The following is a 17,171-nucleotide window of genomic DNA, read 5'->3' on the forward strand; positions in this document are numbered from 1 at the left end:
TTTGCGACCGGAAATATATTTTTTGAGACATACATCAAATTCATTGAATTGCTGCCACATTGCTCACAAAAAAAGGATGATAGCGATCTTTCCAACGCCAACAAAAGTTTATACCATTCAGGCTCTTGAAATAATCTAATAATAAAAGCCGTTCTATAAGTACAAGAATAAGTAGCGGCCATATAAGAAAAATAATCTCAAGAGCGAAACCGGTAGCGGCATGCCCATGGCATCCACTACCTACAATCCCGACAGTGTTATCACACGGGATAAACCTTAAAAAAATATTGTTATTGCAATGGACGCTAAAACTAAATGCCTCAACAAAAAACCCCAATTCCATCCAGAAAGTAGCACCGAAGGGCGACGCCTGTTGCGAGCGCCCGGGGATCCGGCCATCAGCTGATCGCTGACCGGAATCCATTCGAAGCCAGTGCTCGCGACGCGAGAGCCCCACAGCCCGTGGTGCACTCCGGGCGCGCCTGCGCACTGTTTCCTCTGCGTAACTGCCGTGGGTATATACCTGCCGGTTGGGCAGCGGATGCCTGAAGGTGAACTACTGGAGCAAGGAATTGAGCGAAACTGATCAACTGATCCAGACCAAGCGCAGCATAGCGATGCCGCGCAGACCGCAGCGACGGAATGGTCGGGAAAAATACGAGAAATTACTGGATAGCCTGGAAGCGCTGCTTTTCGCCAAAGAGGCCAGCGAAATCACCCTTGCGGACCTCAGCGATGCCGCAGGGGTGCCCACAGCTTCTATTTATCATTTCTTTCCCAGCAAAGACGCAGCGATTACTGCCCTGGCTGAGCGCTACTTCGATACCAGCTTTAACGAAGGGGCTTTTCGGCCGGGAGAAACCGAGTTCAGCAGCTGGCAGGAGATGGTATGCCTGGTCTGCGAGAGAGCCCTGTCCTATTACCAGTCCAACGAATCCATGCAGAAGCTGCGCTTCGGACCGGATGGAAGCTGGGCCATTCGCGACCTGGTCCTGTCGAACAACCAGCGACTGGCACAGATCCTCTACGATTCCTGTATGCGGGAATTCCAGCTGCCGGACTCCAACGACTGGAACAGCCGCTTCCTGGTCGCCATCAGCATCAGCGATACCCTGTGGTCTCTTTCCTACACCCTTTACGGGCGCATCACTGACGAAATGGTCAGCGAAGCAAAGCGGGCCACCATCGCCTACCTGAAAATGTATATTGGCGAGCTGTTGGAAAAACGCGTCGCTTAGGGGCTGGCAGCGCGAGCCGGACAGCCCCGCCACCCCCATACCTCAGAGGTGACCGGTCTTGACGTAGATCAGCGCCCCGTCTGCTTCTGTAAACGGGGCGTGATCGCTGAAGTGGGGGTTCCTGATCCAGCTTCCCCTCGGATAGCGACCAAACTCGTCTTGAAAGGTGCCCTCCAGTACCAGGATCTCCTCCCCGCCGGGGTGGGTGTGGCGCTGAAAACGGGTATTGGGGGCCCACCGTACCAGCGCCACCCGCTCTCCATGGAACTCGTGCAGGGGCATCACCGCCAGGCCTTCCACCAGCCCCGGGAACCACTCGCTGGCACGGGTATCAATGACTTTCTGTACCGTGTCCCCCGGGTCAAACTGGTGCAGTTTGACGAAAATCAGGCAGCCGTCACTGCCGATGCGCGGACTGTGGCTGGAACCGATCGGGTTGCGGATATAGGTGCCAGCGGGGTAAGTGCCGTGCTCGTCGGCGAACTCTCCCTCCAGCACCAGTATTTCCTCGCCGCCACCATGCTCATGGGCGGGAAACTCGCTGTCCGGCGCGTAGCGCACCAGCGAGGTCGCCCGCGCCACCTCATCGCCAACACGGTCCAGCATCATCCTTTCCACGCCCGCGGCCGGTGACGGCGCCCATTGATAGTCTTCCGGCTTTATCACCACGCGCTGGCTGAAGTCAGCATTCAGTTTCATCGAATGTTCTCGGGAAGATTCGGGATATTTACGACGACTGGGAACCCCTGAACGAGTCCATGGCCTCCCTGCAGCCCCTGAAGCGTGTAGATGCAAGACGCAACGCGCAGCAAATGGCCGTAGCCCTTTGCAAGTGCTGCAACGCCGCAGATGCACGCTTCAGGGTCTCCCTCCGGGGCGCCCAGGCAGGCCTCCACTCTACGTTGCAGCCGCTTGAGGGGCAACCAGCCCACGCGGCTGCGCCTTGAATGGAAACCTGCCTGAAAGCCAGAGAGGCCATGAACTTATGCAGGGTTTCCCAAGTCACAGATTACATGGTAAGCAATTGAAGCTGAATAACGCGCCCGCCAGGTAGACAATCGGGCGGGCCTGCAGAAAAACTGGCACCAAATCGCGCATCACTGGCACGACTTGGAACCAACTGGTCATGATACCGACATAAACTGCCGCCGGACCCTATCAATTCCCGGCCCGGCTGGTGGCTGCAAAAAGGAGATCAATATGCCGTTCATTGAAGCCCACACCCTCGAGCACGATTTCCCCGAATACGCAGAGCGGATCAGGCAGCTGTACCGGGAGAACCTGGAGTTCAAGCTGGAGAGTGAGCATTACCACCAGCTGGATAAAAAGATACGTGGGCTGGAGGCTTCCGGGATAACCACGGACGACGAAAACTTTTACGCACTGAAGAGAGAGCGGGTACAGCTGAAAGATCACCTGTACCAGCAGATTGTGGAATCCAGCACTATCCCCGAACCGGGCTGAGGGGAACACCGGCCGCCCGGCGGGCACGTCGCCTGGCCCGGGCGGTGCGCCGCTTTTCCCGCCGCCTGAACCAAAGGTAGAGACCGGTGATGGCAAGGAGTAGCGGGCTCAGCCCCAACAGGCACCAGAGTACCCGACTGGGCAGGCCGGCGAAATTCCCGAAGTGCAGGCGGCGGTAGCTGTCGACAAACTTTGCCCCGAAGCCGGCCTCCCGGATATCCGCGCTGGCCATGAAATCCCCGCGCCGGGCATCGTAGGTAACGCTGCTGGCATACTGGCTCAGCAGCGGGTTACCAGTAGGCACATCACCCCAGAAGGTAATATTGACCCCCGGCTCCCACGGCAGGGTGATATAGGTGGCCTCGAAACCGTCTACCCGGCGCGCCGTATCCTCACGCAGGGCCTGCAGCGATATCTCGTCGCTGTAAAGGCGCTGCTCCATCACGTAGTGCTCGTGGCCATCGGCGTGCTCCTCCATCTCGTGGGCGAAATGGGTGATGTTCCACCAGGCGCCCGTGAACCCGAGAATCAGCAGCACCGGCGAGGCGATCACTCCGGTAAGCTTGTGCAGGTCGGAAAAGTAAACCATCAATCGCGCATTCCAGCGCAGGGTAAAAAATTTCTTCCAGAACTTGCGATACAGCACTAGACCAGTAATCCCGAGCAGGCACAGCAGGATAGAAAACACACTGCTGGCCAGCATCCCCCAGTCCCCCATCAGCAGGGTGTAGTGCAGGTCCAGTAGCCAGTCGGTGAGGTTATGGGTAAGCCCGACCGGCTCCGCCAGGACCCTGCCGCTGTACTGGTCCAGCAATGCGTAGCGCCACTCGCTGCTGCCGTGCTCCATCACATACACAAGGTCTGCACGCCCGCGGTCCTGGAACAGCGCCCAGCCCACAACCTCGTAATCCGGTAACTGCCCATCCAGGGACTGGCGCAAGTGGTCCAGTCCCAGGCGCTCCTGCCCGCCCGTATCCACACGCACCCGATCCTCCATCAGCAAGGTATCAATTTCGTGCTTGAAGACCAGGATGCTGCCGGTAACGCAAATCACCAGAAGCGGAATCACCGCAACCAGTGCCATCCAGCTATGGAGTTTAAACAGGATCTTGTTCATGCCTTGCCTGCCTTGAAAATACAGAAGGGCGACGGCCTGCGCCGTCGCCCATGACTGAATCCCGGACTTCAGGAATACTGCGGTTTATCAGTACACCCAGCTGACAGAAGCGCTGAAGTTGCGCGGTGCAGCATAGAATGCCTGGTCCCAGTAGAGGCTGTTGAGATACTTCTCATCAGTCAGGTTGTTGCCATTCAGAGAAACCGTCAGGTTATCGCTCACTGAATAGCGGGCAAACGCATTCACTGTGGCATAGGCATCCTGCTTCACGGTGACACCGTAGTTAGTGATACGCTCGATATCGTCCTGCCAGTTGATACCGCCACCGATCTTCAGCTGCTCCAGTGTCGGCAGGCGGTAATTCGCATAGGCCCGCAGTACACGCTCGGGTACAAATTTCCGCGCCCCCTGCCCTTCCTGGTTCTCGATCTCAAGCTCAGTCCAGCCCAGGGAAGCGTGCAGTCCCGGTGCTACTTCGCCGACCAGTTCCAGCTCATAGCCCTGGCTCTCATAGTCGCGTCCTTCGTAAACCTGTGCGCCCAACTCGGTATCGAAGTAAGCCGACTCAGCAACGTTTTCGTGCTCGGCACGAAACACCGCCAGGGAGGTATTCACTCGCCCATCAAGGAATTCACCCTTGAGGCCAAACTCATCATTGCTACCCTCGGCCGGAGCCAGGCGATTCTTGTCCGCCCCCATCTCCCGTTGCGGCATGAAGGTTTCTGTGTGGCTGGCATACACAGAGAACCGGTCAGCAAAGGTGTAGACCAGCCCGGCGTAAGGCAACACCTCGCCTGATGCACTGGTACCGTGATCCTCGCCATAACTCTCACCCGCACTGTCCCAGTCGGTCACACGGGCGCCGGTGATCAGTGACAGTGCTTCAGTCAACTTCAGGCGGGTGGCGGCATACACCGACTGTTGCTCGTCGGTCCAGTCGCTACCATTCAGGCCGTCGATAAACACCGGCTTCACCGGGGTTTTTCCTTCCCACCGGGTGAAATCCCCGACCATCGGGAAGCCATTGGTGTAGTCGTAGAGGGAGCTGTCCTCCACACTGCCTTCGGCCCGGTTGTAACCGAACACGACGTCGTGCTCGCGACCGGCAAGGGTAAAGCTTCCGCTAAGGCGCAGGTCGAAGAGGTCCTGCTGTTCGTCCAGGTTGTACTCGCTCGCATACCCGACCAGCCCCACTTCGTTGACCGGGTCGGGCAGGCTGTACATGTAAAACAGCTCGCTGGCTCCCTCGATTTCTGAATGGGTGTAGTAAGCCCTGGCCTGCCAGCCATTGCTGAATTCGTGCTGCAGCTCGACAAAGGCACTGGTGTCCACAGTGTCCCACCAGGACCAGTCCGCCGAAGTGCTGGCAGACTCGTCGTAAGCGGTGAGTGAACCATCGGTGTAATGCAGCGGCAAGGCGCCCCACAGAGGGCTGTTGGCCCGGCTTTCCTGGTGGCTGATACCGCCAGTGAGCCGGGTGCTGGCACCCAGGTCCTGCTCGAGCACGCCATAGGCGACATTCTTGTCGATGCCATAGCGATCCAGGTAGGAGTCGCGGCTCTCGGTGGCGGCGACAAAGCGGCCCCGCAGGGAGTCAGTGAGTGGGGCACTGATATCCGCGTCGACCCGGCGCTTGTCCCAGGAGCCGGCCGTGCCGCTGAATGCCATGCGCAGTTCGTCGAGCGGGCGCTTGCGCACCATATTGATAGTGGCGGAGGGGTTGCCGGCGCCGGACATCAGGCCACTTGCGCCACGCACAACCTCGATTCGTTCGTAAATGGCAGTATCGATCTCACCATTCTGGTTACCGTAGGTAGCCGGCACCCCGACACCATCCAACTGGAAGTTGGTGATATCAAATCCACGGGCGGTGTAGTAGGTGCGGTCGGTTTCGACGCTTTCCACCATAATGCCGGGGGAAGTCTCAAGCGCCTCGTTGAGGCTGTCGATGGCAAAATCATCCAGCACTGCCCGGCTGATCAGGGAAACCGATTGTGGCGTTTCCAGCCCGGACAGGCCCAGGCCTGTGGCGGTATCCATTTCCCCCGGCAGGTACGAATCCTCCTCTTCACCGGTCACCTCCACCTGCTCCAGCGCAGTTTTCGCAGTGTCCTGCGATTGCGCGGTTTCCTGGGCCCAGGCGCCGCTGGCCGCGGCGCCATTCATCGCTATGAGGGCCGCGGCCAGCAGTGTGCGGCGCGAACCCAAAGGCTGATCAGTGCTCACAATCTATTCCCCTTATCGTGTCCCTGTTGTTACAGCCGGCATCATAATAGGGGGTAAACGCTTTTGCAAACCATTATCATTTAGCTTTACTTGAGAGCGGTCACTGTCACCCAATGCAACTACAATTATTCCTGTGGCAGATCAAAAATTAGCCAGGAGTCGACCAATGGCCATTGCCCCCCATACCCTGGAAGCAGACTTCCCCGAGCATTCCCGGACCATCCGCCGGCTCAACGAGGTGGACCTGGACTTCAAGACCCAGAGCGATACCTACCACAAGCTGGATAAACAGATACGGGGCCTGGAGGAAAGGGGCGTCGCTACCAGCGACCAGCACTTCAACGAACTCAAGATCCAGCGCGCCCACATGAAAGACCGGCTCTACCGGCGCATTACTGACAAAGATATCCATATCTGAGTGAGCGCCGGCCACCGGCCCTGAATCACGACTGGATTGCCGCCAGTCTGTTCGTCACACTGGAAGCCTGCCACAGGGTGCGCGTTTCCCATCTCGCGCACACCTGCAGGGACCTGCTGAGTAACCGGACAGACTGACCATGAAGCTTTTCATTACCCATGCTTCGCCCTATGCGCGGGCGACACGCATCGTTGTGCGTGAGCAATCACTACAGTCTCGCGTCAGCGAGCAGGTGGCCCACCCTTTTGATAACCCGCCGGAATTTATCGCCAGCAACCCGCTCGGCAAAGTGCCCTGCCTGCTGCTGGATAGTGGCGCATCGATCATGGACAGCCAGGTGATCTGTGACTACCTGGATCGCGGGGAAGGAGATGGACGATTGAGCCTGCCATCCGGGGAGGACTGGCAGCTGCAGACATTGCACAGCGTCTGCCAGGGGTTGATGGATACCCTGGTCCTGCGCCGGGTAGAGGATGCCCGCGCCCAACAGGGATTGCGCTCGGACTTCTGGTGGGATCGTTACAGTCATGCGGCGGGCCGCACCCTGCACTGGCTGGAACAGCGCTGCGATACGCTACCCGGAGCACTGTCCATGACCCATATCAGCCTCGGTTCAGCACTGGCCTACCTGGATTTCCGGCACCCGGATATTTCCTGGCGGGCCGACTTTCCCCGGCTGGCCCGCCTATCCGAACAACTGGAAGCGCGCCCATCGTTTGCGGACACCCTGCTGCGGGACTGAGCACAACTGGCCTTGCCCTGCCCCGGTGTCAGCTCCAGGCCATCAGCGCAGCGATCACCGCCGCCACCAGCAATGCCACCGCCCAGATAAGATCGAAGTTAACCCAGCGTTGGCGCAGGATGGCGAGCCCGAACCTACGGTAGACAATCCACGCCGTCGCCCCCATCACCAGCAACATCGCACCAGTGTGCAGCGCCACCGCTCCCAGCATCACCAGCCCGCCGGAGGTTCCATCTCCAGCATGACCCGCATGGCCTGCATGGGCACCCTCCATACTTCCGGCCACCCCCAAAAGTGCCGGCACTACCATCAGCCCGGCACCATGGGCTGTGGCCATCAGGAAAGACCACAGGAACAGGTCGCGGGCCCCGACCTTCATTCCCACCCAGCGTGGGTGACGGTAATAATTGAACAGTTTGTAGAGGCCAAAGAGCAACAGCATCCCGGCAGTGATCCACTGCAGTGCCGTCAGCGAGACTACCTGCAACCCCAGCAGCACCAGCACCACTGCCAGGCAGATCGCCAGGGCGTGACCGGCAGCAATGGGCAGGAGTGACAGCCAGATCACCCGCTCGCGCTGCTGCTGCAGGCCCAGCGACAGGGCAAATAGCCAGCCCATCCCCGGGTTGAGGCCGTGAAAGGCACCGAACCCGAGCATTGCCAGCCAGGGCCCCAGTGGCCCTAACATGTCCTGTACCACGCGATCATCAGGGGTAGCAGAATGAATCGGTGGAGGCGTCCCCGCCCTCCAGCCGCACCTGGTGCACCCGGGTTTCCCCGAAATCCACAAAGAAGTCCGGGTCCAGCTGGATGCCACCATCGGGGTCTACATCCACCTTCACCATCCAGCCGCCCATCCGGTCCGGGTAAAACTGGTCGTCCCAGGTGCTGTAAAGGGAATTGGTGAAGTAGACCCGTCGACCGTCACGGCTGATCTCCACCATCTGCGGCCCGCCCAGGAGAGGGTCCGCGGACTTCGGGTGCGGGGCCTTGTTGACGATACCGCCAATAGCCACCTTGCCGGCCAGCTTCGGTTTGAAGGGATCAGAGACATCATACTGGTGCAGCTCGCCGGTCCCCCAGCAGGAGACATACAGGAAGCGGTCATCCAGGGACAGGTCAATATCGCTCACCAGTGGGGGAACGGCACCGAAGTCCTTCAGGGCGGGGGGCAGGTCATCCGCATCGGCGGGTTCCGGCGGGATGGTGATCACCTTGTCCATTTGCCAGGTGCCGCCTTTCTGGTGCCAGAGCCAGATGGATGCGGACAGGTCCTCGGTGCTCACCACCACCCCGGCGAAACCATAGGTCTTGCGGGGATCGTGCGCGGGGCGTAACTCCAGCACCATCTGGTGCTGCTTGCCCAGGTCAATGGTCTGGCTGAGCTTGCGTTTGCGCAGGTCCCAGAAGTGAATACGGTGGCCGTACTTCTGTCCCAGCAGTTCCTCGGGTACCAGCCCGTTCTCGAACTGGCGCGGCGTGCCCCACTCGCTGGTCACCATGACGTCCTGTGCCAGGTGCCACCAGAAATCGTAGGCCAGCGACTGGTCACCACGATCGAGCTCCCAGGGGCCAATCACCTCGAAGCTGAAATGGTCCAGCAGGAAAATACCACCCGGGCCCTCATCACCGTTGGCGGACCCCATGGCACTGACATAAATGGCGTCCGGGCCACAGTGCACGGTATGGGGCCGGCTGTAACCAGACTTGGCCATCATTTCCTCCGGCTCGATCACCTTGGTGATCCGTGGCCGGCGGGGGTCGGGTTTGGTATCGATGATATACAGGCGGGAACTGCGAATTCCCGGTACCACCAGGTAGCGCCGCTCCAGGTGCGGGTGCGGTGCGTAGGGACACAGGGCGGAGCTGCAGGCATTCCAGCCGAAGTGGTGCAGCTCATCATCCAGGTGCGGCAGGTCCAGGGCATGGACCACCTCGCCATAACTGGACGAGTGCGGGTCCAGGTCCACCACCCGGATGCCATCGGGCTGGTCATTGCGGCCGGTATTCAGCGCCGCCACGTAGGCGTGCCGTTCCGGTGGCGCCTGCATCGCCATTTTGGCGGAGGGGTAGAAGGAGGGATCGGGTTTCCAGAGCGCCATGCTGCATTTCCTCTTTATTGTCATCCGTATGGAAAACTGCGAGGACTGCAGTATAGGAATTCAGCGCGCCCCCAGAGGCCAACTTCTCGCCGACAGGCGCCTTCTGGCACTTTATTTTCAATGGCAGGGACAGACCCGTAAAAGACCGCGCCAGAATAAAAAAAGGCGGGGCAAAGCCCCGCCCTGGTGTAGGGAAAATATAGCGGTTGTTATTGGTCTATAAACTCGCAGCGGCCCACTTCGGCACCCGCGGCCACCGCCTCACGGAGCCCGCCGGGGAAACCAACCTGCTGGGAAACGCCACTGTTACAGACGTAGGCCTGGTCCAGGTCGATTTTCCAGGAAAACTGTATGCCGGCCAGGCCACCCATGATTTCAGTGCCAGAGGCGCTGATGGAAATCGGGTTGTTCATCGGCAGGGAATCCATTTCCACTACGCCCTGCTTCCTCAGGAAGTCAGCGAGCTGCATCCAGCCAATTCCCTCGACCCAGAGCCCGCCTGCCAGGCCCATACGAAAGCTTCCTGCACGACCGATAGCGACACGGCCGTCATCGCTCATATCAGAAACGCTTAGCGGCACCGGCCCCACAGCGTCGGTGATCTCCTCCTCGCTCAGCACGTCACAGTAGTTCAGCCCGAAGAAGTAGAACGGCATATCCTCGCACCAGCGCAGGGAGCCGATATTGGTCACTGCGTCCGGGCTGGTTCCCTTGCTTGCATCCCATAGCTTCACACCATCAGCAGTTGTCAGGGCAACCCTGCGGCCGTCATAACTGGATGCGTACGCATCCCGTGCACCAAACGCATCGTGCAGCCTGATGATCGGGCCGTCGTTTACCCAGGCCACGGCACGCTGGTGGCTGTCGAGGCCCAGGACCACTTCACCATTACCGGAGATACCCTGTGCGCGGATAAACTGGGTCCTGCCCCAGTCGATACTGGAGGTATCCAGCTCGCGCATGCCGCCCTTCCTGTCCCAGATAAAGGGCACGATTTCACCGGTGAATGAGCGCTGGCAGAAGCCATCTCCGTCGACGTCCTTGTAGGCGAGCCCCACCGCGGTTTCCCCCTTGTCATCCATGGCCCAACCGCTGACCGCTGCCACGCCGGTCTGGGAGCCACCACCACAGCTGTTGCCGTTCAGGTCACCGAGACGGGTAATCCCCTGCTCCGACCAGATGGCTGCTTCCTGGATGCCATTACCGGTAAAGTCCTTCTGTACCAGCATCTTCTGGCCGTTGCGGTCCAGGGCGCCGTTGGCCGGGACAATATCCGCGGGCAGGACCTTGAAGCCTTTATCCTCATCCCACAGGAAAGCTGTCTGGCCCGCCAGGCCCGCACCCTTCTTACCGTTCTTGGCCATATCCAGCACAAAGGCCGATACAATCGGGGTCACCTGGACACCTTTCTGGTAACCGTTGAAGTAGAAATCCGCTTCACGGGTGACACCGGCTTCCGCGACTATCGGGGTCGCGTCACAGGCTGCATCCTGGAGCGGGTCGGTACCTTCTGACTCGTTCCAGTACTCCTGCTGGGACAGCAGCCTGGTACGTGCGGTCGGGTAGCCACCGCTATTGATTTGTTCCAGGTACAGGACATATTCCTGCCCCGGGGTCAGGTTGCGGATGGTGAACCGGCCATCCGGGCCCACCTTGCCCTGGGTGGCGGAACCAGTCATATCGGATACCGCATCAAACAGCGGATTGTCGACATTGCGGGCAATCACGTTGATACCACTGTACTCGGTCTTACCATCCTTCAGGCGCAACACACCGCTGATGGTGCCCGTGCTTGAAGCGTAATCAGCTGTCGGGTAAATGTTCGAAATCGCCGCCACGTCGTCCGGGTGCTCGATAGTGCTCTGCTCGGCACCGGCGCGGCCACTGTGGTTGATAAACGGGAACATGGTCTCGATGATTGCCGGGTCCGCGTTGTTCGCATTCGCATAAGCGGGATAATCCCAGCGATGCACAGGATCGACATCGCATCCCGGGACCCCGGGGTAGTTGGGGCTGTAGGTATAGCTCTGGTATGCCAGCTGGCCATTAACCTGCGAGTGGGACAGGTTGATCGCATGGCCGAATTCATGGGTAAAGACACCGGCCACGTTGTTGCCATCCACATCGGTGTCCCAGACATTCCAGCCGTTCATTACCGCGGTGGCCTCAATGATAGTGCCATTGCCATCTGTCCATTCAGGGAACGCAATGCCGAGCACCGCTTCCTTAGGCACCCCGAAAAAATCCTCCAGGATGGAGCCATCGGTATCGTACAGCACCCAGAAACCATAGCCGTTTTCTTTGGTATAGATTTCTGCCGCATTTTCACCGGTAACGTCATCAATACCGGCCATCTGCTCGATGGTCCCGGTAATTTCTGCGGCGAAGGTGGATGTCGGCACGTCACTCCAGTTCCTGAACGCATGAGCAGTAATTTCGTTGGCCCGGTCGATGGTAATAAACGGGGTTTCTGCATCGTAGTCGAAGGTAAACGCTTCACCACCATCGGTATATACCGGGATAGGTCCCTTACTGGTATCCCATTTCAGTGGCTGGGGGTTTTGCCCATCCGTCGTATAAAGCGGACCGGCCGCGTGCACAGAAGTAGCGGCAACTGCCAGGCCGACGGCGAGGGTCAGGTTGTTAAGTTTCATTATTTCATGTCTCCCTTGCCAATCCAGTTTTCCGAAACCGCCCGACCCACCAGGTCAATAAACTGGCCGGCATCCACGGCACCGGCGGTGGTCAGCATGCTCTGCTGCTCCGGGCTCAGGAGCTGCTGGTTGATTTCCACATCCTCAAACAGGCCTGCATTATTGAACTGGTTGCTCAACTTGCCGTTCATGACACTGAACTTACCCTGCGCCATGCCAGCCGTCGTCTGCAGTCCGGTGCGACCGGCCTTTTCATGCATAAAGGCGATCACATATTCGCCCTCATTCCAGCGCGGAAAACCCTCGGGAGAAATCGCCAGCATCTTGTGGCCATTGGCTGCGGTGTGCGGCTCGAGGAGGCCGAACTGCCGGAAGGTGTATTCACTGCCCTCTTTCACTTTGCCCTTGGCATCACTGCCGACCTGGATCGTAACTTCGGTATAGGGAATGCCCGCCGCATCAATACCGTCAGAAACGCTCATGACAGTGCCGGCAACAATTGATTCAGAACTGGTTATCAACTGGGTCAGGTTTTGGGTTTTAAGCTTCATGGCACTGGCTACCGGCGCAACCAGCGTCACCACAAGCATGGCGATCAGTGCAGCAACTGGCTTGCGACACTGTTGGAGTTTCCCAATCATATTTGATTCCTTATTTTAAATTGGACACATCTCCAGCAGACAACCTGGATCAATCGACAATAAAAATATGGATTCCGGGCCTGTATAGGGGAATCCCCTATATCCCCCTATACGGGAAGCCCATCATGAAACGCCTGCATACTACACCGCAGAATTGTCGCGTCTTTCATTAAAGCGAGCCCCTTCAGGCACATTACTGGCCATCAACGGCATATGCAGGAAACCGACGGCGAGGAGGGGACAGTTGCACCAGGCAAAAAAAAGGCGGGGACAAGCCCCGCCATCAATGCCTCAAGGGAATCACTGAACTGTATATTCACATCGATCAATTTTTTTCAGGAGACATGGTGCCCTGATGCAGCCTTGGGGTACCGCAGGCCCTGCCCACCCAGTTTTTGATCGTGAACTACCTTCAGCCGATTCAGATCGGTTGATCCAAATACGGTTATAAGGTTACGGCGTTCAGCCGAGACAATACATAGGGGAATCCCCTAAATTGACAGTCTCCCCGAACTCACAGGGACAAAGCTAAAAAAAGCAAAAAAGCGGGGCAAAGCCCCGCTAAATCAAAGAGAGGAATAGTTATTATTGTTCCAGGAACTCACAGCGGCCAACTTCCGCACCACCGGCAACTGCCTCACGCAGCCCACCGGGGAAACCGACCTGCTCAGAGACACCGTTTTCGCAAACATATACCTGGTCCAGGTCGACCTTCCAGGAGAAGGAGATGCCCGCAAGGCCACCGACAATTTCAGTACCGGAGGCGCTGATGGAGAGCGGGTTATCGAGTGGCAACTGGTCCATCTCAACCACGCCCTGTTTCTTCAGGAAGTCGGCGAAGTGCATCCAGCCAATGCCCTCGACCCACATACCGCCGGCAAGCCCCATACGCCAGTTGCCGGCGCGACCGATGGCGACACTGCCGTCATCGCTCATGTCGAAGACAGTCAGCGGGATTGGGCCTGCCGCCTCAGTGATCTCCTCCTCGGTCAGTAACTGGCAGTAGTTGTAACCGAAGTAGTAGAACGGCATATCCTCACACCAGCGCAGGGAGCCAATATTGGTGAGGGCATCCACACCGGTGCCTTTGGCCGGGTTCCAGAGCTGCACTCCGTCTCTGGTTGCGAGCGCCACCTTGCTGCCGTCGTAGCTGCTGGCATAGGCCTCGTAGGCCCCGAAAGCACCGTGCAAGTCGATCATGGCACCATCATTCACCCAGGCAACTGCCTTGAAATGCGTATTCGAGCCCAGCACTACTTCGCCATTGCCCGAGATACCATGGGCACGGATAAACTGGGTGCGATCCCAGTCGATGCCGTCGGTGTCCAGCTCGCGCATGCCACCGGTCTTGTCCCAGATAAAGGGTACAATCTCACCACTGAAGGAGGTCTGGCAATTGCCGTCGCCATCAATATCCTTGTAGGCAATGCCCACAGCCGTGTCACCCTTGTCGTCCAACGCCCAGCCGCTGGTAGCGGTTGAACCGGTGACTGAGCTACCGCCGCAGCTGTTGTCATTCAGGTCGCCCAGCGGCGTGACGCCGTTTTCAGACCAGATAGCGGCTTCCTGGATACCGTTGCCAGTAAAGTCTTTCTGTACCAGCATCTTCTGGCCATTGCGGTTCAGGGCACCGTTGGCCGGCACGAATTCCGGCGGCAGGACCTTGAAGCCCTTTTTCTCGTCCCACATGAATGCCGTTCTGCCCGCGACGCCGGCAGCGCGCTTGCCACCCTTGGCCATATCCATCACAAAGGCCTGAACCAGCGGGGTCACCTGCACGCCCTTGTCAAAGCCGTTGAAATAGAAATCGGCCTCCTTGGTCACACCGGCTTCCGCCTGGATCGGGGTCGCGTCACAGGCGTTGTCTACCAGGGGATCGCTGCTTTCTGACGCGTTCCAGTACTCGGCCTGGGACAGCAGGCGAGTGCGCATGGTCGGGTAGCCACCCGAGTCGATCTGCTCGAGATACAGTACGTATTCCTCGCCCGGAGTCAGGTTACGGATGGTGAAGCGGCCGTCGGGGCCCACCTTGCCCTGGGTGGCCGAACCGGTCATGTCGGAAACCGCATCGTAGAGCGGGTTGTCCACATTACGGGCGATGACGTTGATACCGCTGTACTCGGTCTTGCCATCCTTGAGGCGCAGCACGCCGGTAATGGAGCCGGTGGTGGAGGCGTAATCGGCGCTCGGGTACAGATTGGAAATAGCCGCGACATCATCCGGGTGCTCGATAGTGCTCTGCTCGGCCCCCGCCCGGCCACTGTGGTTAATAAACGGGAACATCGTCTCGATGATGTCCGGGCTGGCATTATTGGCCCCAAACGCCTCTGGATAATCCCAGCGATGGATCGGCTCCACGTCGCAGCCTGCCACGCCCGGGTAGTTGGGGCTGTAGGTATAGCTCTGGTATGCGAGCTGGCCATTAACCTGAGTGTGGGACAGATTGATCGCATGGCCGAATTCGTGAGTAAACACACCGGCCACGTTGTTGCCCTCAGTATCGGTGTCCCAGACATTCCAGCCGTTCATTACCGCAGTCGCCTCGATGATGGTGCCGTTGCCATCGGTCCACTCGGGGAAAGCAATGCCCAATACCGCTTCTTTCGGTACGCCGAAGAAGTCTTCCAGGATGGAGCCGTCAGTGTCGTACAGGACCCAGAAGCCGTAGCCGTTTTCTTTGGTGTAAATTTCGGTGGCGGTCTCGCCGGTCACGTCGGCAATGCCCAGCTTTTCCTCGATGGTGCCGGCAATCTCGGCGGAGAAAGTGGAGGTGGGCACGTCGCTCCAGTTCGCAAAGGCGTGGGCCGTGATTTCATTGGCACGGTCGATGCTGAGGAATGTCGAGCCATCGTAGCCCACGGTAAAGGCCTCACCTCCATCGGTGTAGACCGGGATAGGGCCCTTGCTGGTGTCCCACTTGAGCGGTTGCGGATTTTCCCCATCGGTGGTGTACAGGGGACCGGCGGCCTGTGCCGACACAGCAGCCACGGTCAGGCCAATGGCGAGAGTAAGCTTGTTCAGTTTCATTACTTCATCTCCCCTGTACCAATCCAGTTTTCAGAAACCGCGCGACCAACCAGGTCCATGAACTGGGTGGCATCCACGGCGCCGGGAGTAGTCAGCATGCTCTGCTGCTCCGAGCTCAGCAGTTGCTGGTTGATTTCCACACCCTCGAACAGACCGGCATTATTGAACTGGTTGTTCAGCTTTCCGTTCATCACACTGAACTTGCCCTGGGCCATGCCGGCGGTGGTCTGCAGGCCGGTGCGGCCGGCTTTTTCGTGCATGAAGGCAATTACGTATTCGCCTTCGCTCCAGCGGGGGAAACCTTCCGGGGAAATTGCCAGCAGCTTGTGGCCGTTGGCCATGGTGCGCGGCTCCAGCAGGCCAAACTGGCGGAAGGTGTATTCGCTGCCTTCCTTTATCTGGCCCTTCGCATCGCTACCCACCTGGATGGTGACTTCGGTATAGGGAATACCCGCGGCATCGATACCGTCAGTCACACTTTTCACGGTGCCGGCAACAATGGCCTCGGAGCTGGTGATCAGCTGGGTGAGATTCTGGGTCTTGAGTTTCATGGCGCTGGCTACCGGTGCAACCAGGGTAACCACGAGTGTGGCGAGCAGTGCGGCAAGGGGCTTGCGGCACCGTTGGATTTTACCTAACACGTTGATTTCCTCTCATTATTGTATACATCGCGGCCGGGCTGTATGGGTCCCGACCAGGGACAATTCCACGTTAAGGAGAGGCTGGAAGGCGGTGTATCGGGGTTTCCCCGATATTGGGGCTCACGTGATTGAATTCACATTTTTGCTCACTCAGGTGTGTGCCAGTGGTGCACTATCTTCACATAACAGTGTTACCGGCACCGTAACAATGCGGATCCGCTTCAGGGCTCGGGGTTGACCAGGCCGGTGCGAATGGCAAACCGCACCAGGCCCGGCACATTGTGAATACCCAGCCGGTCCATCAGCTGGGCGCGGTGGGCCTCCACCGTTTTGACGCTGACATTCAGGCTGTCGGCAATTTCCCGTGGACCGCGGCCTTCCGCGATCAGCTGCAGGATCTGTCGCTGGCGGGGAGTCAGCACCTCCGCAGCAGAAATGGCATCACCGCCGGTGGCGACAAAACGCTCCACCACGGCGCGATCGATAGCAGCGCATAGGTAATCCCGCCCGGCGAACAGGGCTTTCAGGGCCTCGGCCAGCTCATCGAATGCCGAGTCCTTCAACAAATAACCCTGTGCGCCGGCATTCAGGGCGCGGGCGACATACTCTGCACCCGAATGCATGGACAGGATCAGGATTCGCACATCCGGATAGTGCTGGCTGAGGTGTGCAGCCACCTCGAGCCCGTTCATGCCCGGCAGGGAGACATCCAGGAGAACCGCATCCGGGGGATCCTTCCGGATCATCTCAAGGGCTTCCAGGCCATCGCCACTTTCACCGATCACCGCGATACCGGTCATATCGTCGAGCAGGGCTCGCATACCCGCACGCAGCAAACTGTGGTCATCCACCAGCAGGATGCGCCGGGCGTTATCGTTAGGGAATGGGTGTTTTTGCATAT

At 58.7% G+C, this 17,171-nt stretch carries 15 protein-coding genes; 4 read left to right on the forward strand and 11 right to left on the reverse strand.

Annotation, left to right across the window (positions count from 1 at the left end):
• Window positions 1-40: 40 nt before the first annotated feature.
• Window positions 41-424 carry a hypothetical protein gene (locus LVE68_RS06830; protein ID WP_233006273.1) on the reverse strand — a complete coding sequence of 128 codons (384 nt, stop codon included), beginning with the start codon at window positions 422-424 and terminating at the stop codon, window positions 41-43.
• Between the two features lie 148 nt (window positions 425-572).
• Here LVE68_RS06830 and LVE68_RS06835 point away from each other — a divergent pair, with 148 nt between their 5' ends.
• Window positions 573-1,238 carry a TetR/AcrR family transcriptional regulator gene (locus LVE68_RS06835; RefSeq protein WP_233006274.1) on the forward strand — a complete coding sequence of 222 codons (666 nt, stop codon included), beginning with the start codon at window positions 573-575 and terminating at the stop codon, window positions 1,236-1,238.
• Between the two features lie 42 nt (window positions 1,239-1,280).
• On the opposite strand, the gene LVE68_RS06840 is transcribed toward LVE68_RS06835, so the two are convergent.
• Window positions 1,281-1,937 (reverse strand): cupin domain-containing protein, encoded by a 657-nt coding sequence (locus tag LVE68_RS06840; RefSeq protein ID WP_233006275.1) that lies wholly within the window; start codon window positions 1,935-1,937, stop codon window positions 1,281-1,283.
• A 501-nt stretch (window positions 1,938-2,438) separates the two neighbouring features.
• Here LVE68_RS06840 and LVE68_RS06845 point away from each other — a divergent pair.
• Window positions 2,439-2,702 carry a YdcH family protein gene (locus LVE68_RS06845; protein WP_233006276.1) on the forward strand — a complete coding sequence of 88 codons (264 nt, stop codon included), beginning with the start codon at window positions 2,439-2,441 and terminating at the stop codon, window positions 2,700-2,702.
• Here the strand turns inward: LVE68_RS06845 and LVE68_RS06850 are convergent.
• Together LVE68_RS06850 and LVE68_RS06855 are read right to left on the reverse strand one after the other, a co-directional pair.
• Complete coding sequence (locus LVE68_RS06850; protein WP_233006277.1) at window positions 2,683-3,819, reverse strand: PepSY-associated TM helix domain-containing protein; 1,137 nt, start codon at window positions 3,817-3,819, stop codon at window positions 2,683-2,685. The genes LVE68_RS06845 and LVE68_RS06850 overlap by 20 nt on opposite strands.
• 87 nt (window positions 3,820-3,906) lie before the next feature.
• Window positions 3,907-6,045 (reverse strand): TonB-dependent siderophore receptor, encoded by a 2,139-nt coding sequence (locus LVE68_RS06855; protein ID WP_233006278.1) that lies wholly within the window; start codon window positions 6,043-6,045, stop codon window positions 3,907-3,909.
• A gap of 166 nt (window positions 6,046-6,211) precedes the next feature.
• Between LVE68_RS06855 and LVE68_RS06860 the strand changes: the two genes are divergently transcribed.
• The gene (locus LVE68_RS06860; protein WP_233006279.1) at window positions 6,212-6,463 is read left to right on the forward strand and encodes a YdcH family protein; all 252 of its coding nucleotides are present in this window, start codon (window positions 6,212-6,214) and stop codon (window positions 6,461-6,463) included.
• Window positions 6,464-6,602: 139 nt separating this feature from the next.
• Window positions 6,603-7,205 carry a glutathione S-transferase family protein gene (locus LVE68_RS06865; RefSeq protein WP_233006280.1) on the forward strand — a complete coding sequence of 201 codons (603 nt, stop codon included), beginning with the start codon at window positions 6,603-6,605 and terminating at the stop codon, window positions 7,203-7,205.
• Between the two features lie 28 nt (window positions 7,206-7,233).
• Here the strand turns inward: LVE68_RS06865 and LVE68_RS06870 are convergent, their stop codons facing one another.
• The 7 genes from LVE68_RS06870 to LVE68_RS06900 all read right to left on the reverse strand — a co-directional run bounded on the left by LVE68_RS06870 (window position 7,234) and on the right by LVE68_RS06900 (window position 17,169).
• Complete coding sequence (locus LVE68_RS06870) at window positions 7,234-7,893, reverse strand: hypothetical protein (protein WP_233006281.1); 660 nt, start codon at window positions 7,891-7,893, stop codon at window positions 7,234-7,236.
• Window positions 7,894-7,912: 19 nt separating this feature from the next.
• Complete coding sequence (locus LVE68_RS06875; RefSeq protein ID WP_233006282.1) at window positions 7,913-9,307, reverse strand: selenium-binding family protein; 1,395 nt, start codon at window positions 9,305-9,307, stop codon at window positions 7,913-7,915.
• 209 nt (window positions 9,308-9,516) lie between these two features.
• Window positions 9,517-11,961 carry a matrixin family metalloprotease gene (locus LVE68_RS06880; RefSeq protein WP_233006283.1) on the reverse strand — a complete coding sequence of 815 codons (2,445 nt, stop codon included), beginning with the start codon at window positions 11,959-11,961 and terminating at the stop codon, window positions 9,517-9,519.
• Window positions 11,961-12,602 (reverse strand): hypothetical protein, encoded by a 642-nt coding sequence (locus LVE68_RS06885; protein WP_233006284.1) that lies wholly within the window; start codon window positions 12,600-12,602, stop codon window positions 11,961-11,963. The genes LVE68_RS06880 and LVE68_RS06885 overlap by 1 nt, the downstream gene beginning before the upstream one ends.
• A 585-nt stretch (window positions 12,603-13,187) precedes the next feature.
• Complete coding sequence (locus LVE68_RS06890; protein WP_233006285.1) at window positions 13,188-15,629, reverse strand: matrixin family metalloprotease; 2,442 nt, start codon at window positions 15,627-15,629, stop codon at window positions 13,188-13,190.
• A complete protein-coding gene (locus LVE68_RS06895; RefSeq protein WP_233006286.1) occupies window positions 15,629-16,270 on the reverse strand; it encodes a hypothetical protein in 642 nt (213 codons plus the stop codon). The genes LVE68_RS06890 and LVE68_RS06895 overlap by 1 nt, the downstream gene beginning before the upstream one ends.
• 221 nt (window positions 16,271-16,491) lie before the next feature.
• Complete coding sequence (locus LVE68_RS06900) at window positions 16,492-17,169, reverse strand: response regulator (protein WP_233006287.1); 678 nt, start codon at window positions 17,167-17,169, stop codon at window positions 16,492-16,494.
• Window positions 17,170-17,171 lie beyond the last annotated feature (2 nt).

Origin of the sequence: Microbulbifer sp. YPW16 (assembly GCF_021290385.1) — a bacterium.
Classification (GTDB): domain Bacteria; phylum Pseudomonadota; class Gammaproteobacteria; order Pseudomonadales; family Cellvibrionaceae; genus Microbulbifer; species Microbulbifer zhoushanensis.

What these genes read in the sequence shown, in the direction of transcription:
- LVE68_RS06830 (WP_233006273.1), bottom strand. Translation starts at nt 424, where the DNA reads ATGGATTCCGGTCAGCGATCAGCTGATGGCCGGATCCCCGGGCGCTCG.
- LVE68_RS06840 (WP_233006275.1), bottom strand. Translation starts at nt 1,937, where the DNA reads ATGAAACTGAATGCTGACTTCAGCCAGCGCGTGGTGATAAAGCCGGAA.
- LVE68_RS06845 (WP_233006276.1), top strand. Translation starts at nt 2,439, where the DNA reads ATGCCGTTCATTGAAGCCCACACCCTCGAGCACGATTTCCCCGAATAC.
- LVE68_RS06850 (WP_233006277.1), bottom strand. Translation starts at nt 3,819, where the DNA reads ATGAACAAGATCCTGTTTAAACTCCATAGCTGGATGGCACTGGTTGCG.
- LVE68_RS06860 (WP_233006279.1), top strand. Translation starts at nt 6,212, where the DNA reads ATGGCCATTGCCCCCCATACCCTGGAAGCAGACTTCCCCGAGCATTCC.
- LVE68_RS06865 (WP_233006280.1), top strand. Translation starts at nt 6,603, where the DNA reads ATGAAGCTTTTCATTACCCATGCTTCGCCCTATGCGCGGGCGACACGC.
- LVE68_RS06870 (WP_233006281.1), bottom strand. Translation starts at nt 7,893, where the DNA reads ATGTTAGGGCCACTGGGGCCCTGGCTGGCAATGCTCGGGTTCGGTGCC.
- LVE68_RS06875 (WP_233006282.1), bottom strand. Translation starts at nt 9,307, where the DNA reads ATGGCGCTCTGGAAACCCGATCCCTCCTTCTACCCCTCCGCCAAAATG.
- LVE68_RS06880 (WP_233006283.1), bottom strand. Translation starts at nt 11,961, where the DNA reads ATGAAACTTAACAACCTGACCCTCGCCGTCGGCCTGGCAGTTGCCGCT.
- LVE68_RS06885 (WP_233006284.1), bottom strand. Translation starts at nt 12,602, where the DNA reads ATGATTGGGAAACTCCAACAGTGTCGCAAGCCAGTTGCTGCACTGATC.
- LVE68_RS06890 (WP_233006285.1), bottom strand. Translation starts at nt 15,629, where the DNA reads ATGAAACTGAACAAGCTTACTCTCGCCATTGGCCTGACCGTGGCTGCT.
- LVE68_RS06900 (WP_233006287.1), bottom strand. Translation starts at nt 17,169, where the DNA reads ATGCAAAAACACCCATTCCCTAACGATAACGCCCGGCGCATCCTGCTG.